This window comes from Rhodospirillales bacterium, assembly GCA_016712595.1.
Lineage (GTDB): Bacteria > Pseudomonadota > Alphaproteobacteria > Rhodospirillales > Defluviicoccaceae > Defluviicoccus.
On the sequence record JADJQT010000001.1, the window covers coordinates 1,118,099 to 1,142,027 of the forward strand.

The 23,929-nt window shown below is 63.9% G+C and carries 14 protein-coding genes and 8 pseudogenes; 10 read left to right on the plus strand and 12 right to left on the minus strand.

The annotated features are described in order from the left end of the window. Window positions 1-9: 9 nt before the first annotated feature. Window positions 10-408, minus strand: coding sequence for a hypothetical protein (locus tag IPK66_05085; protein ID MBK8174664.1), 399 nt, complete (start codon window positions 406-408; stop codon window positions 10-12). A 365-nt stretch (window positions 409-773) separates the two neighbouring features. Then, window positions 774-2,018, minus strand: coding sequence for an adenylate/guanylate cyclase domain-containing protein (locus tag IPK66_05090; protein ID MBK8174665.1), 1,245 nt, complete (start codon window positions 2,016-2,018; stop codon window positions 774-776). A 268-nt stretch (window positions 2,019-2,286) separates the two neighbouring features. On the opposite strand from IPK66_05090, the gene IPK66_05095 reads away from it, so the two are divergent. Beyond that, window positions 2,287-3,450: an amidohydrolase gene (locus IPK66_05095; protein ID MBK8174666.1), complete on the plus strand. Its 1,164-nt coding sequence runs from the start codon at window positions 2,287-2,289 to the stop codon at window positions 3,448-3,450. Window positions 3,451-3,796: 346 nt separating this feature from the next. Here IPK66_05095 and IPK66_05100 read toward each other — a convergent pair whose 3' ends face one another. Together IPK66_05100 and IPK66_05105 are read right to left on the minus strand one after the other, a co-directional pair. Next, entirely contained in the window at window positions 3,797-4,897 is a 1,101-nt protein-coding gene (locus IPK66_05100) for a Glu/Leu/Phe/Val dehydrogenase (protein ID MBK8174667.1), read from the minus strand. A 459-nt stretch (window positions 4,898-5,356) separates the two neighbouring features. After that, window positions 5,357-6,157 (minus strand): annotated as a pseudogene (locus tag IPK66_05105) (transposase). Between the two features lie 124 nt (window positions 6,158-6,281). Here IPK66_05105 and IPK66_05110 point away from each other — a divergent pair. Beyond that, a pseudogene (locus tag IPK66_05110) lies at window positions 6,282-6,479 on the plus strand (transposase). 65 nt (window positions 6,480-6,544) lie between these two features. On the opposite strand, the gene IPK66_05115 reads toward IPK66_05110, so the two are convergent. Next, window positions 6,545-7,435 carry a toll/interleukin-1 receptor domain-containing protein gene (locus tag IPK66_05115; GenBank protein ID MBK8174668.1) on the minus strand — a complete coding sequence of 297 codons (891 nt, stop codon included), beginning with the start codon at window positions 7,433-7,435 and terminating at the stop codon, window positions 6,545-6,547. Between the two features lie 463 nt (window positions 7,436-7,898). Beyond that, a pseudogene (locus IPK66_05120) lies at window positions 7,899-8,522 on the minus strand (IS110 family transposase). Between the two features lie 339 nt (window positions 8,523-8,861). Here IPK66_05120 and IPK66_05125 point away from each other — a divergent pair. Continuing rightward, the gene (locus tag IPK66_05125; protein ID MBK8174669.1) at window positions 8,862-9,116 is read left to right on the plus strand and encodes a hypothetical protein; all 255 of its coding nucleotides are present in this window, start codon (window positions 8,862-8,864) and stop codon (window positions 9,114-9,116) included. A 22-nt stretch (window positions 9,117-9,138) separates the two neighbouring features. On the opposite strand, the gene IPK66_05130 is transcribed toward IPK66_05125, so the two are convergent. From IPK66_05130 to IPK66_05155, 6 genes and pseudogenes are all read right to left on the minus strand, one after another. After that, window positions 9,139-13,293, minus strand: a complete 4,155-nt coding sequence (locus IPK66_05130) for an EAL domain-containing protein (GenBank protein ID MBK8174670.1) — start codon at window positions 13,291-13,293, stop codon at window positions 9,139-9,141. Between the two features lie 202 nt (window positions 13,294-13,495). Then, complete coding sequence (locus IPK66_05135; protein ID MBK8174671.1) at window positions 13,496-14,038, minus strand: hypothetical protein; 543 nt, start codon at window positions 14,036-14,038, stop codon at window positions 13,496-13,498. A 566-nt stretch (window positions 14,039-14,604) separates the two neighbouring features. Continuing rightward, window positions 14,605-15,640, minus strand: a pseudogene (locus tag IPK66_05140) (IS110 family transposase). A gap of 145 nt (window positions 15,641-15,785) precedes the next feature. Beyond that, window positions 15,786-16,782: pseudogene (locus tag IPK66_05145) on the minus strand (ISL3 family transposase). A 359-nt stretch (window positions 16,783-17,141) separates the two neighbouring features. Continuing rightward, entirely contained in the window at window positions 17,142-18,098 is a 957-nt protein-coding gene (locus IPK66_05150) for an SUMF1/EgtB/PvdO family nonheme iron enzyme (GenBank protein ID MBK8174672.1), read from the minus strand. A gap of 152 nt (window positions 18,099-18,250) precedes the next feature. Beyond that, the gene (locus IPK66_05155; protein MBK8174673.1) at window positions 18,251-19,480 is read right to left on the minus strand and encodes a trypsin-like peptidase domain-containing protein; all 1,230 of its coding nucleotides are present in this window, start codon (window positions 19,478-19,480) and stop codon (window positions 18,251-18,253) included. 84 nt (window positions 19,481-19,564) lie between these two features. On the opposite strand from IPK66_05155, the gene IPK66_05160 reads away from it, so the two are divergent. From IPK66_05160 to IPK66_05190, 7 genes and pseudogenes are all read left to right on the plus strand, one after another. Continuing rightward, the gene (locus tag IPK66_05160) at window positions 19,565-19,915 is read left to right on the plus strand and encodes a hypothetical protein (GenBank protein ID MBK8174674.1); all 351 of its coding nucleotides are present in this window, start codon (window positions 19,565-19,567) and stop codon (window positions 19,913-19,915) included. 44 nt (window positions 19,916-19,959) lie between these two features. Beyond that, the gene (locus IPK66_05165; GenBank protein MBK8174675.1) at window positions 19,960-20,346 is read left to right on the plus strand and encodes a hypothetical protein; all 387 of its coding nucleotides are present in this window, start codon (window positions 19,960-19,962) and stop codon (window positions 20,344-20,346) included. 6 nt (window positions 20,347-20,352) lie between these two features. Beyond that, window positions 20,353-20,817: pseudogene (locus IPK66_05170) on the plus strand (caspase family protein). Between the two features lie 525 nt (window positions 20,818-21,342). Then, window positions 21,343-22,109 (plus strand): annotated as a pseudogene (locus IPK66_05175) (formylglycine-generating enzyme family protein). Window positions 22,110-22,185: 76 nt separating this feature from the next. Next, on the plus strand, window positions 22,186-22,548 hold the full coding sequence (avd, locus tag IPK66_05180) for a diversity-generating retroelement protein Avd (GenBank protein MBK8174676.1): 363 nt from the start codon (window positions 22,186-22,188) through the stop codon (window positions 22,546-22,548). Next, window positions 22,529-23,572: pseudogene (locus IPK66_05185) on the plus strand (RNA-directed DNA polymerase). The gene avd and the pseudogene IPK66_05185 overlap by 20 nt, the downstream one beginning before the upstream one ends. Next, on the plus strand, window positions 23,512-23,847 hold the full coding sequence (locus IPK66_05190; protein MBK8174677.1) for an SUMF1/EgtB/PvdO family nonheme iron enzyme: 336 nt from the start codon (window positions 23,512-23,514) through the stop codon (window positions 23,845-23,847). The pseudogene IPK66_05185 and the gene IPK66_05190 overlap by 61 nt, the downstream one beginning before the upstream one ends. Window positions 23,848-23,929: the final 82 nt, after the last annotated feature.

The following is a 23,929-nucleotide window of genomic DNA, read 5'->3' on the forward strand; positions in this document are numbered from 1 at the left end:
CCCACTCGGTCAATTGTTCGCGGCGCCTTGCTTTACCCAGAGCCGCAAGATTTCCGTTTGCTGCTTGAGCAGCGGGCGCTGGTTGTGCGGCATGCGCATCTGCGCCCGGCCTTCGACGAGCACCACCAGATTGCTGGTCAGGGGGTCGCCCGCCACGACGATCGGACCATGCTTGGTCCCCTTCATCAGGCCTTCGTAGCTGGTCAGGTCGAGGCCGCTGGCCTCGTATCCGGCGCCACCTGGCTTGTGGCATTCGACGCACCGGCTCTGAAGAATCGGCTCGACGTCGAGGGAGTAGCTGACCTGCTCCTCGGCGGCGGTGGCCGTCCCGAGCCAAGCGGGAACGACGAGCGCGACGGTGGACAGGATCACGAGTTTGAGCGCGCTACGCGCGGGCGTCCGGTTCATTGTTGGGTTCCCCTGTAGACTGCATTCCCCTGCGGGCGGAGCAATTCCAGCCTGCGAACGGTTCCCGCGTCCTCCACGGTGACATCCCGATCGACGGACTCTCCTGCTCGAGCGCGAGTCTAGCATCCGGCCGCGGCAAACCCAACCGCTAGGCGAAGCATCCAGACGGTCCAGCCATGTTATCAGCAGGCGGGTGCGGAAGGAGTGCCATCCGAAGCCCGTTGAAGCTCACGCGCGTCGATGGATCGCCTGGCGTACGCAAGGGCGGGCCTGGCCTTCGGTGGCTCTTCATCCGGCTTATGACGTGAGTCTCTCGGCGTCACCGAGCACACCCGCGGCGCCTTCGACATCGCCCAAACGGCACTTCATGCGTATTCGGGCAGGGTGAAGAGCTCGTGCGGCTGGCGAATGCCGCGCAAGCCGTGAAAACCGAGCGAGGTCAGCGGCTCGGCGAGGGCATTGGCGAAATCGGCCGAGATGATCACCGGCCGGGACAGCACCTTGCACATGGCTTCTAGTCGCGCGGCCTCATTGCAGGCGGCGCCGATGACGGTGAAGTCGAGGCGACTGGGGGCGCCAACATTGCCGTACATCACGTCTCCCAGGTGGAGCCCGATACCGAATCGCAGTGGGGTCTCGCCCTCATCCGCGCGCCGGGCGTTGAGGATCGCCATGCGACCGATAGCGTCGCGCGCCGCCGTCAGCGCCGCCTTGCAGGCGATATCATCCCCGGCCTCGCTGGTCCGTTCGGCGCCGACCGGGCCGAGCGGAAAGATTGCCAGCACAGCATCACCGATGAACTTCAGTACCTCGCCGCCATGTCCGAGGACCGCCTCCGCCATGCACTCGAAGTAGTCGTTGAGCAGGTCGAGGTAGGCGCGGCGGGGAAGCGCGTCAGCCAGCGCCGTCGAGGCGCGCAGATCGCAAAACCAGATGACCGCAAAGATGTCCTCGCCTTCGCCGCGATGGATCAGTCCCCGCCAGACTCGTTCACCCGTCAGGCGACCGAGGTAGGTTTCCAGCACCGTTCGAGCGGTGCGCCGTAACGCATGCGTTTCCATCAGGCGGGCGAGCACCGGCATGGCATCGGAGATGGTTTGCAACTCGTGCGTGGAAAATCCACCCGGGCGGTCGGTGGCGATCGTCACTGCGCTGATGCGACCGTCGCCGAAGACAAGCGGCAATGCGACGTAATCGGTGGCAGATAGCGCCTTGAGCTCCTCAAGGATGGGAAAATCCATCGCCGTGTCCGGAAGATCGAGCCGCCGGCGGACCGCGCCTGCCCCCTGGAAAATCAGGGCATAGGGACTTTTCAAGAATAAATCTTGCTGCAGGACGCTCAACGGCGGCCAGAACTCTTCGATCTCGTCGGTATCGCGCCGCCAAGTGTGACTGAGACCGGCGAGTTGCGGATGCATCGTGCGCAGCGTCAGGCGCAGCCGGAACGTGGGAACACCGGCAGCATTCATCGCGTGTCCCAACCCGCGCGTGAGATCCGGGAGAGATCCAATGTTCCAACCGGTCTCCCATAGCCAAGCGATTAGCGGATTGAGCGACCGTTCGGGGGATTGCACGGCGACGGGATCATCGGCCAATGCGGCATCTTTCATTACACTCTCACCGGGCATTTCAGCGAACATGGTCAGGACAGAGGACACTATAGAAGTCGCTCCGCATCGGCTCCAGCCCTGCTCGCGCAACCACAGCTAGCGGAAACGGTTGTCGGGCGAAATCGATGATGTTTACCGATGATACTGGCTGAACAACAACAAGAGTGCCATCTCCAAGAGACGGCTTGACATACCTCGTTGAAGAACGGCCATACGGGTGCCGGACGTGGGCGCGCTGATCGACGAGTAAGACGCGAAGGACGGCGGAATGATCTTTGACATCGGATCGATGCTACACCGGGAGATGAGTTCCTGGCGCCGCCACTTGCACGCGCATCCCGAGACGGCATTTCAAGAACATAACACCGCGCAGTTCGTCGCCGAGACGTTGGCCGGATTTGGTATCGCCGTCCATCGCGGTCTTGCCAGAACCGGCGTCGTCGGGACGCTGAGCACCGGCGCTGGGCCGTCGATCGGCCTGCGTGCTGACATGGACGCGCTCGGACTCGAGGAGCGCAACGATTTTGCTCATCGCTCGACAAACCCCGGCAAGATGCATGCCTGTGGCCACGACGGCCACACCGCGATGCTGCTCGGCGCCGCCCGGTATCTGGCGCAGAGCCGCTCATTTCGTGGCACGGTGCATTTTATCTTCCAGCCGGCTGAGGAGAATGAAGCGGGCGGGCAGGTGATGGTCGAGCAGGGCCTGTTCCGCAAGTTTCCCGTTGATGCCGTATTCGGCCTGCATAATTGGCCGGGTCTGCCCGTCGGTCGCATCGCCGTTCGCGCGGGGCCGATCATGGCGGCGTGTGACCTCGTCGAAATCACTTTGTGCGGGCGCGGCTGCCACGCGGCGATGCCGCATCATGGAACCGACGTTATCCTCGCCGCCTCCAGCGTCGTCGGCGCGCTGCACACCCTCGTCGGTCGCGTGGTTGATCCACGCGACTCGGCCATCGTCTCGATCACCCAGGTGCACGCGGGCGAGACGTGGAACGTCATTCCCGACAAAGCAGTGTTACGTGGCACCGTCCGCACCTTCGAGCCGTCGGTGCAGGACACGCTCGAAACGGCGATCGGTGCGACCGCCGAAGCGGCGGCGCGGATGCACCGCTGTGATAGTGCGCTAACCTATCAGCGCAGCTATCCGGCGACGGTGAACGATGCCGGGGCGACGCTTCGTGCCGCGCATGCCGCCGCCCTGGCGGTCGGGGAGGCCAACGTCGAGCATGATCCGGCGCCGAGCATGGGCTCCGAGGATTTTGCCTTCATGCTGAAGGAAAGACCGGGCTGCTATGTGTGGCTCGGCAACGGCGCGACCGACGGCGGTTGTGTCCTTCACAATCCTCACTACGACTTCAACGACGATGCCTTGCCAATCGGCGCACGATACTGGACGGCACTGGTCGAATCTCTCCTGCCCCGCGATTGACACCAGCCCGCCGCTGGGCTGGCCTCGCGATCGGAGCGTAACTGCGGGGGAAGATGACGCGGACGGGATGGCAGCGCGGGTTATTCCCCCCTGGGATGCCCCCCGGAGCGGTGCAAGTGCCGGGAGGACCAGCCTTTCTGCGTTTCTCCACGCCGCGGCGGCACGGTAAGCCACAGGCGGTGAGCTGCAGGGCGGGTAGGAGGGGCGGGCCCGTAGAGCGCGGGCCGGGGTTTCGGATGCGCCCTGCCGGAGGCCCGACGATCAGGTCCACCGCCCGCGTGCCTGTATCCTCAGTCCGGGCATCCGGCCGCGGCGAGGCGGGACCGGCAAGATCATACCTTCGTGTTCACGCTGCCGCGGCGCGACCGGGGCCGGCCGCGGGCATGGCCCCGGCCTTGCGGAAGCGCTCTTCGGCGACCTGATCGGCGACGATATTGGTGGGCAGACCGTCGATGTGGGCGCGGGTGAAAATCTCGCTCAGCGTTCCGCCAATGCCCTCGATGTGCCGGGCGATGACATCCCGATCGAACTGTCCGCGTCGTTCGTACCAGACATCGATAATACCCCCAGCGTTAATCACGTAGTCCGGCGCGTAGAGGATGTCACGCTCCATCAGGTCTGTTCCGTGACGGGCTTCTGAGAGCTGGTTGTTGGCGGCGCCGGCGACGATGCGGGCACGAAGATGCGGGATCGTCAGATCATTCAGGACTGCGCCCATGGCGCATGGCGCGAAGACGTCGACGTCAAGACCATAAATCTCGTCCGGCGCCACCGCGGTGGCGCCAAAGGCGTCGACGGCCCGCGTGAGCTGGTCACGGTAGATATCTGTCACCCAGAGCTTCGCGCCTGCCTGATGCAGCAGCCGGGCAAGTCGGAAGCCAACGCTACCGACGCCCTGGATGGCGATGCGCAACCCTTCGAGATCGTTTCGGCCGAGGCCGTGTCGGACGGCAGCGCCCAGACCGACGAAGGTGCCGAGAGCGGTTGCGGGCGAGGGATCGCCATCGCGGATACCGCCGTCCGCCGCCTGCCGGTCAAGAATACCGGCGACATGCGCGGTCTCCTCGGCCATCAGCTTCATGTCGGCGACGGAGGTTCCGGAATCCTCGGCGGCGATGTAACGGCCGCCGAGTCCGTCGATGGCGTGGGCCATCGCGCGCAGCAAAACCTCAGTTTTCTCGGTGCGCGGATTGCCGATGATCACCGACTTTCCCCCGCCGATGTCGAGATTGGCAACCGCGGACTTGTAGGTCATGCCGCGGGACAGGCGGAGAACGTCGTGCAGAGCTTCCTCGTCCGAGGCATATGGCCACATCCGGCAGCCGCCGAGCGAAGGCCCGCGATTGGTATTATGGACCGCGATAATGGCCCGCAGGCCGGCCGCCGGCTTGGAAACGAACACAACCTCTTCATGATCGTCGAAGTCCCGGTGGCTGAAAACGGACATTGCAATGATATCCTTGCTAAAAGTTCCAGGGGCAAAAGCCTTAAGATAATCCGTCCACCCGCGACGTGCCAGTCGTGCGCCTCATTGCGTACCAGGGATTGCATCGCGCCAGCCGGACCGCCTTGAGCGAAACGGACTCGATGCGTTGCCCATCGGCGCTGCCGGGGAAGTCTGCACGTCCGGCGTCCACGGCGAAAGGACCGGCGTCACACCGCTGAGCGCAGAACACCCGGCGCCAGTGCGTTGAACCGGCGGGGACGCGCAATCGGCGGGAACATGGGGGGGGGGATGGGTCGTTTCAGCACGGCGCAAAACACAGCAGGATTCAAGGAGTCCCCCATGCGGGGATCCCTATGGCGGGGCTGTGCCGCAAGCGTTGATTGCCACTGGAACGGGGCCGTGCCTTGAATTCAGCCGGGCCGTTGCAATCCCTTCCAGGGGCAGTTGATATGTAATTGCTCACCTCCCTGGCGATCGGGCCGGGAGGGTTTGCTCGAAGGTTCCGTTGAGGAGCTGGCCGATAGCCTGGCGGGCGGTGTGGCCGTGGAGCCTGGCGGTACCGATGACGGAGCGGTAGCCGGCGTGGATGTGGGCGCCCCATTTCGAGCGGAAGCCACCGGTGACCTTGCGGAACACCACCGACGGGCGGATTTCCCGTTCGCAGGCGTTGTTGGTCGTCGGCACGTCGGGGTCTTCGAGGAAGACGAAGAACTTCGTCCGCCATGCCTTGAGCGCGGTCTGCAGTTCGCGGCCGGCCGGGTGTGCGGCGGGGTTGGCGAGGAGCGCATCGAGGCGGCGTTCGGCACGACTTCGGTAGCATCGCAGCGTCGTCGGTCGCAGGGGCGTCGCGCCGCCGGCCGATGCGGATCGCCCAGCGTAGCAGGTCGCGCAAGCGCGGGGCGAAGACGGTGTCACCGCAGTCGATGGCGTACTGGACGTTGCGCAGCACATGGGCAAGGCAGACCTGGTGTGCCGGCGCCAGATCCTGCTGGCCGGCGTGTCGGTCAGCGCCCGCGCCCAGCCCGAGCGCGATGGCCGCGGCTTGCGCCGCTTGCTGCCGTCGTTCTTGTCCGCGGGCACGCCCGGTTTCCGGTCCTGCGACGGCGGCGTGGGGCTGTTCTGCGACGTCTTCTTCGGCTTCGCCAGCAGCGCCTCGAGCTCCGCGATGCGCACCGCCTGCCGCTCGATCAACGCCGCCTGCTCCGTGAGCAGCGCGTCCTTCTCCCGGTCACTGAGGCGGTACCGAAACGGCGGAGGCATCCATACCTTGACTCACATCCAGCCCGCCCGCGCAACCCGAAAATGCCAACCCGGTGAGCAGTTACCCTACGCCGGGCCGGTGTTCAATGATGGTCTGGCGAACGCCTTGCCGGGCCTGGCAACCGATATCGTCCGCCGCTGCGATCAAGCCAAAGGCTTCGTCGTTCTGCCCAAGCGCTGGATCGTCGAACGCACCATCGGCTGGCTCGGTCGATGTCGTCGTCTCGCCAAGGACTGGGAAAACCTCAACCACAACGCGCTCGCCTTCCTCCGCCTCGCCTCCATCCGCCTGATGCTCAGAAAGCTCTGTAATCCCTCATAGAGTCTCCGGACGGACTCTAAGGCCTCGGAGCGATCGGTGCGTCGCATTACGCAAAGCGCCTGCATTCACCTCGGCGTCTGTTTTAGGTCGCGCAAGACCCGCTCGAACGCCTGTTGGTAGGCGTCGTGGTCCTTCCACTTGCGGAAGTCGCCGATGTGGCGCTGGTCGCTGAGCTTCACCGCCCACGGCTCGGAGGTCGTTTTCACCTCCTCGTCGATCCGGACAGGAAACAATACGACCTGCCCGCGGCGCTTCTCCTCGGCGAACGCCTTGCTGACCTCGTCCTCGACCCAATCACTGGCGATCGCGTTTTCGGAGAGGATTAGCAGCACCTTGTCCCGGACGCGAATGGCGGCGTCGATCGCGTCCCATGTCTTTGCGCCGATCGGCAGGTCGTGCGGCGCGAACCAGCAGCGCACGCCACTGTTCTGCAGGTCGGCGTGCAGCCGCTTGGCGAAAGCATCGTCCTTCGACGAGTAGCTGATGAAGCAGGAGTAATACTGGATCGCCTGGTCGAGCAGCGAGGGCAGGTAATCAATCAGCCGGTCGGGCAGGCCGCAGCCACGCAGGAAGGCCAAGGGCAGGCGGCCCGATTGCTGCAAGGTGCGGTGATCGATCACGCTCGGCCCGCGATGAATGCAAGCTTCCAGGCCTTGTGTCGCGCTCAGATCGACGTTCACGAACACGGTCTCGTAAAGCCACGCCTGGCGGAGGTCCGCCCCGTCGAGCTTGGCCCTCTGGAGGCGCGCCCCGGAGAGGTGTGCCCTGTGGAGGTCCGCCCCGACGAGCTTCGCCTCGCGGAGGTCCGCCTCGACGAGGAGTGCGCAGCTGAGGTCCGCCCCATTGAGGTTCGCCCCATTGAGGTTCGGTAGTATCTGACGGGGGTGCTGTTCCCGCCAGTCATTCCAGGCATCCACCCCCGCGCGCAACTGGGCCAAGTGCTGTTCGTTCGCCATCCACCGCCCCCTTTGCGAAAGCGAGCATAAGCCTGGCCGCCGGACGGTGGAAGCGGCTCTGTTGGCCTTTCCGTAACCGACGTGCCAAAAGATTCTACGAGCCTCGGCGGCGGTTTGGCGGGTTGATAGCCACTTGGCGGCACCCGCTGTCAATCGGCAAGGAATAAGGGCTCTTCTCTATTCGGCGGTTTGAGGTCAAGCGCTTTCAGGCGGTTCGCCGTTTCGTCGGTTGCTGTCGCTCGCGGATCCGCGCTTCTCTTCGGGATCAGCCGTTTGGCTCTCCCAGCATGGGATCAGGAAGATGGGGTGGAACAATCTGACGCGCGTCCTGATCACGTGTCGGGCGACCGGCACAAGAGCCCAGGCGAACTCACCCCATCCATCGTCCCGCGAGGGACATCGGCCCGCTGGCTGGCGGAACTCAAGGTTTCCTTCTCGTTTGGCACGAGGCTTCGCAGACCCGTCAGACAGAAGCCGGAATGCTCTCCCTGGTCCAGCGGAACTCCGTGCCGTCCATCCACATGCGATGCATGATCACCGCCAGTCGGCGGGCGAGCGCGACGATCGCCTTTTGCAGGCCGCGCCGTTTGGCGATGTTCATTGCCCAGGCCTTTAGCCACGACCATTTCTGTGCTCGCGTCAGCATGACCTGAGCGGCTTCGTAGAGCAGGTGACGCATCATCTCGTCCCCGCACAGCGAGATCCGACCCAGCCGGTGGCTCTCGCCTGACTGATGCAGCACGGGCGTCAGCCCCAAGGCTGGGCCGACAGCCTTTGAGCTCGTGAACCGTGCTGGACTGTCGATGGTGCTTCGGAACGCCAGCGATACGACCGGACCGACGCCGGGTATCGTCATCAACCGCCGGCAGACGGCGTCATCTCGAACGATCGCGAGCAGCCTGCGGTGGAGTGCCATGAACGCCTCGCGAAGCTGTTTCCTGGATGCCAGTAGCGGTTCCATGATTTCGACGAGGTCGGGCAAGCCCTCAACAAGCTCCCGGATCCGTTGGTCGAATTTGAGCACGCCGACGACGCCGACCTTGAGCCCGAAGTTGCGCAGCAGGCCGCGGATGTCGTTCTCGATGGCGAAAGGAGATTGCCGGGCGCGATGTCACGCCCGTTCAGCCGGGGTGAACGCGTCGTGGATGGGTGGGTAAACTCCATCGGGCTCGCCGCCGGCGACCATGGTACTGGTGATCGGCGGTGTTTTCTACAGCGTCGGCGTCGTATTCTACCTGTGGGAGTAGCTCGCCTATCAGCAGGCGATCTGGCATGCCTTCGTTGCGGCTGCCGCCGCCTGCCATTGCGCGGTGGTGGTGGGCGAGATTGCCCTGCCCGGTACTTTCGCCTGATGCACGAGGTCGACGCCTCATTCGAGCCGGCGGCTCGTCGAGGCCTATAGTCGGATCAAGTCTGTGCTGGCGAGTTGACCGTCCCGGCTGCAGGCATTGCTGTAGGTCGCCAGCACCGCACCGGTGATGCCGCCGCTGCGCAGCGCGATGTTGCATGCCGCTCGAAGCAGACCGCGCACTGGGTCGTCGCTCCGTCCTGCAACAGGATGGCGGCGACGATGGTGGCCCCGGTGCTGACGGCCGCGCAAAGGAAGGCGGTGGCGCAGAACAACGGCTTGAACGGTCTTTTGCTGAGCCGCGATCAGTTTTTCGATGTCGACACCGGGTGATGGGAGGTTGCGCGTCGACCTCCTAGAGCAGGCTTTCCAGAGGCATAGGAGCAGCGAACGCGTAGCCCTGCGCGTAGTCGACACCCAGGTGCCGCAGGCGGTCCACGACAGCACCATTGTGCGCGTGCTCGGCGATGGTAGCGATGCCGAGCGTGTGGCCGAGCTCGTTGATCGCCGCCACCATGGCTTCGTCCTGAGGATTGTCGGCCATGTGCTCCACGAAACTTCCGTCGATCTTCAGGTAGTCGGCAGGCAGGACTCGCAGGTACCGGAAGGACGAGAAGCCGCTGCCGAAATCGTCCAGAGCGAAGCGGCTGCCCAGCGCCTTCATCTCGCCGATAAACTCTATCGTCTGATCGAGGTTGTGAATGGCGGCGGTCTCGGTGATCTCGAAGCAGATCCTGTCCGACGGCATGCAATACACCTTCAACTGGTCGGCCACGAACTTCGCGAAGTCGCCGGTGTTCAACGAGCCGCCCGAGAGATTGATCGCAATCCCGGCCGATGTGCGGCCACGTTCGGCGTAAGTGCGGAACGCTGTTGCGACGACCCAGCGATCAATAGCAGCCATCAAACCGAAGCGCTCGGCCGCCGGAATGAACGTTTTCGGGAGCATCACGTCATCTTCATTGCCCAGCAGCCGGATCAGGATCTCGTAATGGAGCTGTGCTGCACTGCGGTCCGCCGCCAGCGAAACGATCGGCTGCCCAAATAGGCGGAAGCGGTTCTGCTCGAGCGCCTGTTTCAACGTCGAGGCGATGAAGATTTGCGCGTGATGTGGTGAAGGCTCGGCGCCGTATACAATTACTCGGTTTCTCCCGTTCTCTTTCGCCGTGTAGCACGCCACGTCAGCTTGGCTCAAAACTTGAGCCGCGCTCTCGGATCGGGCGGTGATGGCAACGACGCCGGCGCTCGTGCCGACCTGAAAGGAGCGGCCTTCCCAAACGAAGCGCCACTCCCGAAAGGTGGCAACGATGATCTCGGCAATGCGGCTTGCTTCGGATAGAGTGCAAGTCTCCAAGAGAAGCGCAAACTCGTCCCCGCCCAGCCGGGCAAGCGTATCCCGCTCTCGGAACTTGCCGGCCAAAAGTCCCCGTACCTGCTGCAGCAACCCGTCGCCGGCGGCGTGACCGGCGGTGTCGTTGATGAGCTTGAACTGGTCCAGATCGAAGTAGCAGAGCACGTGTTCCGAACCGTGCAGCTTGGCGCTAAGCACAGCCCGCTGGAGGTGCCGTTCGAACTCGCGGCGGTTGGGCAGGCCGGTCAGCCCGTCGTGGGCGGCGTCGTGCTTCAGTCGCGCCTCGGCGTGGATTCGCGCGGTGACATCCTCGATGGCGAGCAGGATCAGATTCTCGCGGCCGCTGTCGCCCAGAATCCTGCGGGCGCAGAGCAGCATGATGCGCCGGCCGAGTCCCGGGAAGTCATGTTCGACCGAAAAGTCATCGATCTTCGCGTCCGTGCGCAGGACTGTGTCCAGCAATGACCGCAGCGGCGGGATGTCCCATTGCCGGTTTCCGAGCTCGTACAGGAGGCTGTTTTCCGTCTCGGTCGCAGAGTCCGCGAACAGCATATGGAAGGCCCGGTTGGCCGATCGGATGCGCAACTCGGAGTCGAGGACCAACAGCGGCTGCCGAATGGTCTCGACGATGGTTTCGGCATAGATCCGCGCCTCGTTGATCGCGTCCGCCGTCTGCTTGCGCTCGGTGATGTCGACGAAGGTGACGACGACGCCGGCGATGCGGTCGTCCTGCGTGCGGTAGGGGAGCATGCGTCGCAGGTACCACCCGCCGACGTTGCTCCGCACTTCGGCCTCGATGCGGATCAGCTTGTCGAGCACCGTCGCGGCGTCGCGCAGCAGGTCTGCGTCGGCGAACTTCAAGGCGAAATGCCCGATCGGCCGACCGATATCGGAGGGCAGGAGATCGAGCAGGTCCCGGCTGCCCGGCGAGAACCAATTGATGCGCAAGTCGGTGTCCAGAAAAACGGTGGCGATGTCGGTGCTGTTCAGCAGATTGTCCAGGTTGTCGGAGAGCGTCTCCAGTTCCAGAATTTTGTTCTGCAGCTCACTGTTGATCGTATGCAGCTCCTCGTTGTAGGATTGCATCTCCTCCTTGGAGGTCTCCAGCTCTTCGTTGGTGGACTGCAGCTCCTCGTTGATCGAGGTGACTTCCTCGTTGGCGGCCTTCAGCTCCTCGTTCGCGCTCTCCATCTGCTGGATGGTGGTCTGCAGCTCGGTCCGGGTCGATCTCAACTCCTCTTCCAGGGCGCGCGTGCTCGCGGCGCCGTCCTCAGCGTCTTCGGGGAGGGCGCAGGCGCTCGAGCACAGCTCCGGTGTCGGCTCGAAGCTCATCAGCAGCAAGCCGGTCGGCCGCCCGGGCGCAGCCAATGGCGCGACCGTCACCGACGTCGGGCGGACGGCGTCATCCTGATGGATGCGCACCACGAAAGTCACGCTTTCGGCCGTATCGATCGCCTGGCGCACCGCGCTGCGCAGTCGCGCCCGCAGCCCCAAGCGAGCCATCGCCACCACGTCGCGGGTCGGCTCCCCCGTCGGCTGTTGCAGATAGTCAGCCGTCGGGCCGTGGAAGTACAGGATGCGGCCCTTTTGGTCGATCAACACCGAGGCCGGGGCATACCGCTCCAGCAGCGCGCGTCGCGCCACATCGGCGGCCCGAGCGGACAGCTCCGGGTCCGGCTTAGCGAGCACCTCCCCGCCATGCGACCACACCGGTGTGCCAAGCACCGGGAAATCCAGGACGTCGTGCCGGGTCGGGCCAAGCCGGCGGTAGAGCCTCCACTTCTTCGAGACTTGTTCGAACAGCTCGTCATTCCGTCCGATCGTTTCCGCGTTCCCGAGAAACAGCGCTCCGCCCTCGCGCAAGGCGAAATGGAACAGGGCCAGGATCCTCCCCTGCGCCTGCCCGTCGAGATAGATCAGCAGGTTGCGGCAAGAGATCAGGTCGAGGCGCGAAAACGGCGGATCGCTGAGCAGGTTATGCTGAGCGAACACCACTCGTTCACGCAGTTCCTTCTTGATCTGGTAGGAGTCGTCGAGCGTGTTGAAGAAACGCCTTAGGCGCTCCGGCGAAATCGCCTCGGCGGCGGCCGCGGGATAGATGCCGTCGCGCGCAACTCTCAGATTATCCTCTTGGGGGTCCGTTGCGAAGATCTTCACATCGAACTGCTTCCACGCCGCCTCGGCCCGCTCGAGCGCCAGCATGGCCAGCGAATAGGCTTCCTCGCCGGAGGCGCAGGCCGGCACCCAGAAGCGCATCTCCGCACCTGGTTTCCGCTCGGCGGCCAGCGGCGCGAGCACTGTCGCATCCAACGCCTCCCACGCCTTGGGGTCACGGAAGAAGCCGGTGACGCTGATCATCAGGTCCTTGGCGAGCGCCTTGATCTCAGCCGGGTTCGCGCGCAACAGCTCGGCATAGTCGGCCAGCGTCTCCCGGTCGCTGAGACCCATGCGTCGATGAATGCGGCGGAGCAGCGTGCTCCGCTTGTAGCCGCCGAACGCGTGACCCGACCGGCTCCGCGTGAGCGCCAGGATCGCCTCCAGCATGGAAGGAGGTTCATCGGGTATCCCGGTTCCGATCCCATCCGGAGTGGCAATGTAGCGGTGCCGGACGTAGCGCAGCAGCGCCTCCGGCATCTTCTCGGGGGCGAGAACTTGATCGGCGACCCCCGCCGAGATCGCGCTGCGCGGCATGCCGTCGAACTGTGCGCTTGCCAGATCCTGGACCAGCGTCATGCCGCCTCGCGCCTTGATCTCTCTGAGACCGTGGGTTCCGTTGTTTCCAGTTCCGGAGAGGACGATGCCGACCGCCCGTTCCTGGCATTCCTCCGCCAAGGTCTCGAAGAAGACGTCGATCGGGTGACGGTGGCCGCGCGGCTCGGCAGGTACGGAGAGGCGCAGCGTGCCGTCGAGAATCGTCAACGTCCGGTCGGGGACGATCACATGGACGCGGTTGGGCTCGGCGGCCATGCCGTCCGCGACTTCCACCACCGGCATGGCCGTGCGGCGGCCAAGCAACTGCGCCAAAGCGCTCTCGCGGGTCGGATCTAAGTGCAGAATGATGACCAAGGCACACCCGCTATCAGCGGGCATCGCATCGAGAAAGCGGCTCGCCGCTTCCAGTCCGCCCGCCGACGCACCGATGCCGACCACCGGGATCACGGCGTGCTCCCGGTCCGCGGGCTCTCCGGCGCCTCCGTGCCGCGGGTCCCTCCACGACCCACGCGGGACGTGCTCAGCCTCTTCGTCGGTGCAACCGTCTGAGCTGCCGTCGGGCGGCAGGTAACGCCTTGAGTTGCCGTGTTCGAAAACGAACCCACGAGCCGCACCCTATTTGGCGACGAGTTGTGGGATAATTACCCCGTTACGGCCAGCGTGCCAATGGGTGCTGATCGCCGACGGTGATCGCGGCGGCGTTGGCGCACTCGACGAGGCTGTGGTTGTCTCCGAGCGCCAGGGTGTAGCTGATGCCGGTCCGGACGGTCGGCGCTGGCGTGGCGGCGAAGCCGATGTCGGCAATGTCCTGCACGCTGTAGCTGCGCAGCGCCGTGCCGTCGGCGGCCAGCTTCTCCGCCGGCAGCACCTGCCTCGGCAGCAGCCGGGCGGCGCTGGTCTGGTCGACGGTCTTCACGTCGACGCCGATCGAGAGGATGGTCGCCGTGGTGGAGCCGTTGCCGTTGCTGCCGAACATCGCCAGCTGCACGCCGATCGACTGCCACAGCGCGTCAGGGATATCGGCCCAGCCGTCCCAGTTGGTTTCGTCGCCGGCAGGTTGTTGAGGCCGAGCCCGACAGTCTCGCTGCCCCCGGACGAGCGAGCCCAGCGCCTGCAGGTTGACGTTGACCCGCGCGCGATAGAACGCCGCCAGCGGGTTGGCGATGCCGCCGAGATCGGATGCCTGGGTCATGTGGGCTCCTCCGTCCTCACCTCGATGACCTCGGGCGTCCGGCGCGGGTGCGACGGCGATAATTCCGCAGCGCCCGCTGGCTCGCCTTCGGCAGGTCGAGCTGCAGCCGCTGCTGGATATGCTCGATCGCCTGCACCAGCCCTTCCACCAACTCCGGCGTATCGCGCTCGGCGGCATCGAGCGGCTCCGCCGACAGCGGCAGGAAGCACGCCCTGGTGAAGTCCCAGCGATAGCCGTTGCCCCGCTCGCGTGTTATTCGGCGTTGAAAATTGGCTCTTCTCTATTCGGCCGGTTGAGGTCAAGCGCTTTCAGGCGATCCGCCGTTCCGTCGGTTGCTGTCGCTCGCGGATCCGCGCTTCTCTTCGGGATCAGCCGTTTGGCTCTCCCAGCATGGGATCAGGAAGATGGGGTGGAACAATCTGACGCGCGTCCTGATCACGTGTCGGGCGACCGGCACAAGAGCCCAGGCGAACTCACCCCATCCATCGTCCCGCGAGGGACATCGATCCGCCGGCTGGCGGAACTCAAGATTTCCTTCTCGTGCGACGGGAGGCTTCGGAAACCCGTCAGACAGAAGCCGGTATGCTCTCCCTGGTCCAGCGGAACTCCGTGCCGTCCATCCACATGCGATGCATGATCACCGCCAGTCGGCGGGCGAGCGCGACAATCGCCTTTGCTGACCGCGCCGTTTGGCGATGCTCATCGCCCAGGCCTTCAGCCACGACCATGTCTGTGCTCGCGTCAGCATGACCTGAGCGGCTTCGTAGAGCAGGTGACGCATCATCTCGTCCCCGCACAGCGAGATCCGACCCAGCCGGTGGCTCTCTCCCGATTGATGCAGCACGGGCGTCAACCCCAAGGCTGGGCCGACAGCCTTTGAGCTCGTGAACCGTGCTGGACTGTCGATGGTGCTTCGGAACGCCAGCGATACGACCGGACCGACGCCGGGTATCGTCATCAACCGCCGGCAGACGGCGTCATCTCGAACGATCGCGAGCAGCCTGCGGTGGAGTGCCATGAACGCCTCGCGAAGCTGTTTCCTGGATGCCAGGAGCGGTTCCATGATTTCGACGAGGTCGGGCAAGCCCTCGACAAGCTCCCGGATCCGTTGGTCGAATTTGAGCACGCCGACGACGCCGACCTTGAGCCCGAAGTTGCGCAGCAGGCCGCGGATGTCGTTCTCGATGGCGATGAATTTCTCCTGCAGCAGCTTACGGGCCGTCAGCAGGGCGCGATGCTTCTGGCTGGTCAGGGTCTTCACATGCACGGGCCGGAATAGCTGCACACGCATCATTTGGGCGATGCCGCGGGCGTCATTGCGGTCGCTCTTGTTGACCTGGGCTTTGAGGAACGCCTTCGTGTGCCGGGTTTCAATGCAGACCACCGGCAATCCGGCTTCCGCCATCCCACTGAACAGCCATTGCGACAAGGGCCCGGCCCGAGACCTACCCGGACAAGCCGCCAGGCTGTATCCCTGAGTAACCGCGCCAGATCCTCCGGATGGCTCGGCACCTTCCCTTCGCAGCAGATCGCGCCCGCTTCGTCGACAATGCACACCGAGGTCTCTTTGACCGAAACGTCCAGACCGGCATAGTGCTTCATGCTGCGCTTCTCCATCTGATGCTGTGGCTGTTTCAATCCACACCACGTCTATCATCAACCTGAAGCGCAGCGCCTTCTCCGAGGGTTGGGGAAAGCGGCGGCAGGCCGAATACCCCATCTGACGCTATTTTGGTGGTGATGGCGCCTATTGGGCACCGATGACGCGGGCCTGGAGCAGGTCGATTTTCCCTCTGCCGTACATCTGGCGTTTGACGAGCTTGAGTTTGGTGATTTGGCCTTCGGTCTGTCCATTGGACCATGGGGAGACGATTGCCGTCCTGACCGCCGCCTGATCTTTAACGATGCCATTGACCTTCTCCGCTCGCCGGCGGCGCGTCGCCCATTCGGAAACGAGGCGAAGGCAGCCGCGGAACCCTTGGCCTCTGAGCTGTCGCCAGAGTTCCGCGCCGTTGCGGGCCTCGGCCGCCCACTGGGCTTCGAGCCAAGGCAGGTGGGGTTCGAGGGAGCTCTCGCGAACCCGGAAAACATCCGAGCGTTGACCGCGCACGACCTTGCGGACGAGACCGCGGCTCAGTCCGGTACGGCGGACGATCTCCTTGATCGAGGCCCCTTCCTTGGCCAGGCCGAGAAGGACGGCGTTCGTCTCCTTTCGGCGGCAGGTATCCCTCATATTGCAGCCGCCCCGTGTCTCGCATATTGGGGCGGTGAGCAGGTCGGGATCGATCGTGGCGGCGCCGAGGACGCGGCGGATCTGCCGCATGGATTTGCGCACCGCGTCGAGAAAGGCTCGGCTGGCGTTCTCCATCAAGTGCCAGCGGTCGGCGACCTGGATCGCCTTCGGCAGAGCTTTTGCGGCCGCCAAAGCATAACCTCCGCCACGCTCGCGGGCGACGACGCCAATCTGCGGCTGATCCGAGAGCCAGGCCCGGGCCGTTGCCGGTTCGCGATCCGGCAACAGGGCGATGGTCTTGCGCCGTTCCAGATCGCAGATGATCGTCCCGTAGCGCTGGTTGCGCCGCCACGCCCAGTCGTCGATCCCGATCACGGTCGGCGGAACGAAGCGCGCACTGCCGCGCCGGCGCACGACGCGCAGCAGGGTATCGTTGCTCAAGATCCGCCAGCCACCGCTGATACCGACTGTGGATCCGCTTCGATCGCGTGCCACAACCCGGACAGGCGCTCTCGCTGCTCGCCGGACGAACCCTGATCTGGGTCGCCACGCCATCACCGACGACGTCTTCGACAACAAAGTCACGGGGATGGGGAGGTTCGGCGCGAACCGTCTCTGTTTTCAGCTTGTTCTATAACAGGTTACAGATTGCGGCTGCTATCTGCTCGCTTTGGCGAGGCTTCTGCGGCGAGGCAGGGTTCGTAAGACGTCCAAATATTCTCATATTGGCCAATCGCGCGTGTGATCGGGTTCGATCCGTAGGCCGAGGCCATCGCATTCCCCGAACCGAATGACCCTTGTACCCCCCCAAAAAAAATCGGCCAGGGCTCCGCCCTGGACCCAAGAGGTAAAGTGGTAAAGATTAAAGTCCTAATGAAGCGTCCGGGCGACACGGAACCCCAAGTAGTCGACCCGATCGCCGGGAAAGATCCCGCTACGGAACGCGGAGCGGAGGAACCACGAAATGCTGTCCCAGGATCCGCCGCGGTCGACGCGATCGCGAGAGGAATAAATTCCTTCGTTGTCCGTCCATGCCGAGCCGTCGGTCGGCGCACCCTGATAGGTGCCGTGCCAGACATCCCCGACCCACTCCCAGACGTTGCCATGCATGTCGTACAATCCCCAGGGGTTGGCTGGATACCCGCCAACCTCCGTCGTCTTGCCGTGCTTCGATTGATCGTAGTTCGCCTGTTTCGGCGTGATCGCATCGCCCCAGGAATAGCGGGTGGTTGTTCCCGCCCGGCAGCCATACTCCCACTCCGCTTCCGACGGCAACCGGTACGGCTGCCCCGTCTCCCGCGACAGCCACTCACAGTAAGCCACCGCATCCCACCAGGACACGTTGATCACCGGCCGACGGCCGCGACCCCAACCCTCATCGCCAAGCCGCTCCCGCTTCGTCATCGCGCAAAAATGGTCGTATTCCTCAAACGTCACCGGGTAGCGGCCAAGCGCAAAACCAGCATCAATCCTCACCCGGTGCTGTGGGCCCTCGCTATCATAGCGTCCTTCCTCCCCCGCCGGCGAACCCATCAGAAACTCACCCGCCGGTAACATAACCAACTCCGGACACCAAGGCGCGTCCCCAAATATTGCCAGATCAGGAAGGTGCGCACCGGAAGGCTGCTGACGCTCGGGCAGGCGCCAGCGTTGCAGGTGTTCAGGCCAATCGGCGGCTCGCCGCAGGGTCCGACGGTCAACCTGCGCCTGGTCAAAGATCGTACCCGCGATGCGGGCACGCTCAAACGTGCAGCCGGTGAGGTTTGCCCCCGTGAAATCAAAGCCGCTCAGGTCGCAATCCGAGAAGTCGATCCCGGACCCGTCCATGAACCGCAGATCTTCTGTAGGGTCGAGCTCAGCCAGCGCGATCAGTGCGTCAAAGCGGGCACCATCCGGCGCTGTCCGCACTGCCTCCGAACGCTCCAGGATCCGCTCCCGTGACCAAACCGAAATCGTTGCAATGCTTTCCTCGGCGATGCTCATTGTTCCACCTTCACCACCTCGGCCTCGCTTTCACAAAAGACAATGGCGCCATCCTTATTCGGCCGATTAATCTCCATGAGCTGCAAGCGATTGATAATCTTCGACGCTGCCATACTGAGCGCTTTTGAACGTTGCGCATAAGGCCCCGGCAGATCTTCGGCAACGAAGTATGCCTTGTTCGCGTATGCCATCATCCGAAAGCGAAACCTCTGCCCCGCTTCTGCTTCCGGCATCCGGAATAGCGGTGGCCCATCAAGCGCTGCATTGCGACCGTGCAGGCTTTGATTGTTTTCGGCAACGCTGAGCCGCCAACGCGGCTCGCTCAGACGACCTCGCCAGCGGATGGTCACATCCATCTCGGTCTTGTGTGGCGCTTTAAGCCCAATCACATCGGCAGCGCAACATGAGGGCGGCAGCGTAATAGCGATATCGACTTCGCGAAGTTGAGGGAAATCTTCATCCGGAGAGCAACCGAAGCTGACGTCAAACAGGACTTCGACACCTTCACCAGGCCGCGCCTTCTGGCGCGGCGCAAAGAGTTCTCCATGAGCATAGCTTGAATAGGTCGAGGCATGAATTTCTCTGAGCGCAAATTTCGGTCCAGTGCTGTCGGCCTTATGATCTCCCAGGGCATCGGCAAGAGCCTCTCGCAGCGCTTCAGCAGGGATGACCAACCAGAGTCCGCGTCCATCCTCCTCCCCCATGGAGAGCATCCCAATTGCGCCCGTGATGTGATCGTGGAACACCGGCGCGCCGCTCATTCCACCGCTCGGGGCATCGGCAACGCGGTCGAGCGGTGTGGCGATCCGCCAGCCGTTGGGTTGCGGATGTGCATCGATGGTGGCGCGAACTGGCACGAGAATGCGACCGCTGCGCGGGTCCAGGACATGGCCGCGCATTGCCACCTCCCCGCCACAGGCGGAGCCGGCGGCAATTTCAGTATCCGGCAAAGCGATGTTGAGCCGTTCATCTGGCCGAAGCACGGCGATGTCGCACAACGCATGCGGCTCGTCGCATAATCTGGATTGGCGAGGCGGGAATACCTTGAGCAGTCGAAAGGCAATGGTCCTGCGGCCCTTTTCCGTACCGAATTGAGCCTGAACGCGCTCGCGATTGTCGATGACATGGGCGCAGGTGACCAGCACCCCGCGCGAGAAGAAGCCGGTGCCGAGGAAGCTGCCGTCAAGATCGATCACGGCGGCGATGGCCTCCTGCTCTCCCGCCATCCGCTCATCCCCCCTTCGCCACTTTTCCCAACAGCTTGCAAAGAGTATCAAAGGGGAAGGGCTTTGCAACGCAGGGAGGGGGATATGTCGGCAATCGTCGAGCTGGAATTGCCGTCGGGGGCAGTCGTCGTCGCCGAGGCAACAAGTGTCGGGGGTGGCTTTCGCGAACTCTCGCCGGGTCAGCCGGTGCGCCGCAAGCTTGTCGACGTCGCCAAAGAGATGGGTGACGCGCTCGGCGTCGTCGCCGGCGCGCTGGAATCCCTGACGCCGCGCGCACCCGATACGATCGTGGTCGAGACGTCAGTGGAGATCGGCACCGGGGGCGCCATCAAGCTATTCAGCGCCGACGCCAAGGGCGGTCTGAAGGTAACGCTGACCTGGTCCGCCAAATCCGCGGCAATGGGCGCGTCCAAGGAAAGCGCACCCGGCAGCTGAACGGCGTTTTGCTTTCGCCGGAAAACAAGCAACAGGGGGAACAGATGTCCGATCAGCTCGATCTCGTGGTCATTGTCGCCGCATCCGGAGATACCACGCCGGAGGAAATTCGCGCTGCGACCGGGGCGCTCTGCGCCGGCTTGGCCGACCGCCCGGAAATCAGCGAAATCCGACAGGGCTCGGAGCCTGCGCCGGATGCCGCAAAATCTGGCGGAGAGGTCGCGGCGCTGGGCGCCTTGCTGCTGCAGATTGCGCCCACAGCGCTCGATGGTGTGCTTCGAATGATCAGAGACTATCTCAGCCGGCCCGGCGCGGTGGCGACGAAGGTCACGATCAAGAGAAAGGGCCGCGAGGTTTCGGTCGAGTTCGATCCACGCCGCACGTCGTCCGCCGACGTTGCCGCGCTGGTGGCGCAACTGGACCCACGCTGAACGACGATGACCGACGGCAGAAAACGGGCCTTGTTGATTGGCAACAGCCACTTCGCTGACGCGCGTCTGGCGCGCTTGTTCGCGCCGGCGGAGGACGTCGAAGCGTTACGGAGTGCCCTTGCCGATCCGGCCATTGGCGGTTTCGATGCCGTGGAGGTGTTGCTGGATCAGCCGCTGCAACCAGTCCGCCGCGCGATTGCCAGCCTGTGTGCGGGCACGACACCAAATGAGCTGCTCCTGCTTTACTACACCGGCCACGGTATCCTCACCGCGCACAATGATTTTTACTTGGCGCTCGGCGAGACGACCGTCGATCTGCCTGAGGCGGACGGCCTGGAAGCAGGATGGCTGCGTGCCCGGCTGGACCGTTGTCGGGCACGGCGGCAGGTGCTGGTCCTCGACTGCTGCCACAGCGGCGCATTCATGGCCGGACGGAAGGCTGGTGCGACGGCCGCGGTCACGGCCGCGACGTTTGCGCACAGCGGCGATGCACCTGGTGCCCAGCCTGGTCTTGGCCGCTACGTGCTCACGGCTTCCGATGCACAGTCCTTCGCCTGGGATGCATCGGCGCTGAAGGAAGGGCCGACCGGCACCGACGGGCGAACCTCGCTGTTCACGCGCCTTTTGGTGCGGGGCTTGATGAGTGGTGATGCCGCGCCGGACCAGGAGTTCATCAGCGTCCAAGATCTTTATGACTACGTCTACCGCAGTCTGCCGTCCGACGGGCCGGCGATGTCGCCGCAATTTTTCGTCGACGGTGGCAAGGGCGAGGTGATCCTGGCACGGAACCCTGTTCGGCTTCGGGAGGACCTCCTCGCGGCTTTGAACAATGCCGATGTTTTTGCGCGTCTCGGTGCCGTTGCCGAATTGGAGGAGATGCTTCGAAGCGGTGACGCCTATTGTATCGATGCGGTTCGGCGGGTTTTGACTCGGCGTCTCGAATTCGAAGAGCACGTCCGCGTCTACAAGCGAATTGAGGGAGTGTTGGCGACGAAGATGCCGCCGCCTGTCCCTCCGATACCTCCCGTTTCGACCGTTTTCCGCGACGTCGATGCGCCTTGGTGTCCGGAGTTGGTTATGTTACCGGCGGGTGAGTTTCTGATGGGTTCGCCGGCGGGGGAGGAAGGACGCTATGATAGCGAGGGCCCACAGCACCGGGTGAGGATTGATGCTGGTTTTGCGCTTGGCCGCTACCCGGTGACGTTTGAGGAATACGACCATTTTTGCGCGATGACGAAGCGGGAGCGGCTTGGCGATGAGGGTTGGGGTCGCGGCCGTCGGCCGGTGATCAACGTGTCCTGGTGGGATGCGGTGGCTTACTGTGAGTGGCTGTCGCGGGAGACGGGGCAGCCGTACCGGTTGCCGTCGGAAGCGGGAGGGAGTATGGCTGCCGGGCGGGAACAACCACCCGCTATTCCTGGGGCGATGCGATCACGCCGAAACAGGCGAACTACGATCAATCGAAGCACGGCAAGACGACGGAGGTTGGCGGGTATCCAGCCAACCCCTGGGGATTGTACGACATGCATGGCAACGTCTGGGAGTGGGTCGGGGATGTCTGGCACGGCACCTATCAGGGTGCGCCGACCGACGGCTCGGCATGGACGGACAACGAAGGAATTTATTCCTCTCGCGATCGCGTCGACCGCGGCGGATCCTGGAACTGCTATTCGGGGTACCTCCGCTCCGCGATCCGCGGCAGGGACGGTCCCGGCGGTCGGGGCAGCAACTTGGGGTTCCGTGTCGCCCGGACGCTTCATTAGGACTTGAATCTTTACCACTTTACCTCTTGGGTCCAGGGCGGAGCCCTGGCCGATTTTTTTTGGAGCATCGAACGAGGTGGCCGATAACGCCAGGCAGACCGGAGTTGCGCTGGAAAAGGCCTATCAGTTCGTCGTGTGGCTGGTGCCGACGGTCGAGAAGTTTCCGCGCGCGCAGAAGTTTCTGCTCGGTGACCGAATTCAGTCCGCTGCTCTCGATATTCTCGAAGGTCTGGTCGAGGCCACCTACACCCGGAACCGCGCTCCAGTCCTGCGCTCGGTCAATCTGAAGCTGGAAAAGCTGCGTCTGCTGATCCGCCTCGCCAGTGATCTGCAAATCCTCGATCTGCGCCGTTATGAGCACGCCGCCCGAACCATCGACGAGATCGGTCGTCTCGTCGGCGGCTGGCTGAAAGCAAGTCATGCCCCCGAAGCGGTTTGACGACCTGTTCGGCGCGATCGCCACGTTTCCGGCGCTTCACGCTGCTGCGCGCAGCGCCATCAAGGGCAAGCGCGCCAAGCCGATGCCGGCCGCGTTCATGGCGGGTCTGGAGCGCGAGATCCTCAAGCTCGAACGGGAATTACAGGCGGGAAGCTATCGGCCCGGCGGTTATGTCACCATCCGCATCGAGGATCCGAAGCCGCGCCTTGTTTCCGCAGCTCCGTTCCGCGACCGGGTCGTCCATCACGCGCTGTGCGCCGTCATCGAGCCGATCTTCGAGCGCGGCTTCATTTTCGACAGCTACGCCAACCGGGTTGGCAAGGGCACACACGCCGCCGTTACCCGCTACGAGCGCTTCCGTGACCGCTCGGCGTATGTGCTCCGATGCGACATCTACCGCTACTTTCCGGCTATCGACCATGAACTCCTCAAGTGTGCTGTTCGCCGACGGATCGCTTGCGAACGGACGCTCTGGCTGATCGACAGCATCATCGATGGCTCGAATCCGCAAGAACCGGTTTATATTCATTACCCGGGCGACGATCTCCTAACACCTTGGGAGCGTCGGCGTGGCTTGCCGCTTGGCAATCTCACCAGCCAGTTCTTTGCCAACCTGTACCTCGACGGGCTGGACCACTACTGCACCGAGGTGCTTCGCCCGAAAGGTTATCTGCGTTACGTGGACGATTTCGTGCTGTTCGGCAACGATCCGTTGGCGCTGGTGGATTGGCGCCGCAGCATCGGCACCTATCTCGCCGGCCGGAGGCTGACCTTGCATCCGCGCAAGACGCTCATCCGCGCCACGATCGAACCGACTACTTTTCTCGGCTACGTGCTGTTCCCTGGAGGCCGCCGCTTGCCGGAGGACAACGTCCGCCGGTTCCGCAACCGGTTGCGCGGCCTTCGTGATCGCATGCGCGTCGGCAGTCTCGACGAAGCCGACGCGGCACGCCGTATACGCTCATGGATCGCCCATTCCGAACACGCGAATACGTGGCGTTTGCGCCATGCCATTTTCGCGGCGGCCCCTTCGATCCCGCTGCGTTGCCCCCTTCCGCGATGGCCGTCGTGCCCCAAGCGGGAGCCTGCCCGGTCCCCTCTCGCGAACGCGTCAACCGCGGCGGATCCTGGAACAACAATTCGAGGAACCTCCGCTCCGCGATCCGCAACAGGAACAATCCCGACAATCGGAACAACAACTTGGGGTTCCGTGTCGCCCGGACGCCCTCGAATACCGCCGGAGCCGGAGCATTTACGGATGCGCCGGGTGAGCATCAGGGCGTCCAGGACCGGCCATGATGATCGCGTTCGCCCGGTGTCCGTCCTGACCCGCAAGGGTGACGGCCGCCGGGCAAGACGCTTGACGTCTCCTGCGTACAGG

Excerpts from the sequence above, each read along its gene's own strand:
- IPK66_05100 (MBK8174667.1), bottom strand. The coding sequence starts at position 4,897 with ATGTCCGTTTTCAGCCACCGGGACTTCGACGATCATGAAGAGGTTGTG.
- IPK66_05150 (MBK8174672.1), bottom strand. The coding sequence starts at position 18,098 with ATGGACGGGTCCGGGATCGACTTCTCGGATTGCGACCTGAGCGGCTTT.
- IPK66_05160 (MBK8174674.1), top strand. The coding sequence starts at position 19,565 with ATGTCGGCAATCGTCGAGCTGGAATTGCCGTCGGGGGCAGTCGTCGTC.
- IPK66_05085 (MBK8174664.1), bottom strand. The coding sequence starts at position 408 with ATGAACCGGACGCCCGCGCGTAGCGCGCTCAAACTCGTGATCCTGTCC.
- IPK66_05165 (MBK8174675.1), top strand. The coding sequence starts at position 19,960 with ATGTCCGATCAGCTCGATCTCGTGGTCATTGTCGCCGCATCCGGAGAT.
- IPK66_05155 (MBK8174673.1), bottom strand. The coding sequence starts at position 19,480 with ATGGCGGGAGAGCAGGAGGCCATCGCCGCCGTGATCGATCTTGACGGC.
- IPK66_05115 (MBK8174668.1), bottom strand. The coding sequence starts at position 7,435 with ATGGCGAACGAACAGCACTTGGCCCAGTTGCGCGCGGGGGTGGATGCC.
- IPK66_05190 (MBK8174677.1), top strand. The coding sequence starts at position 23,512 with ATGGATCGCCCATTCCGAACACGCGAATACGTGGCGTTTGCGCCATGC.
- IPK66_05135 (MBK8174671.1), bottom strand. The coding sequence starts at position 14,038 with ATGACCCAGGCATCCGATCTCGGCGGCATCGCCAACCCGCTGGCGGCG.
- IPK66_05095 (MBK8174666.1), top strand. The coding sequence starts at position 2,287 with ATGATCTTTGACATCGGATCGATGCTACACCGGGAGATGAGTTCCTGG.
- IPK66_05090 (MBK8174665.1), bottom strand. The coding sequence starts at position 2,018 with ATGAAAGATGCCGCATTGGCCGATGATCCCGTCGCCGTGCAATCCCCC.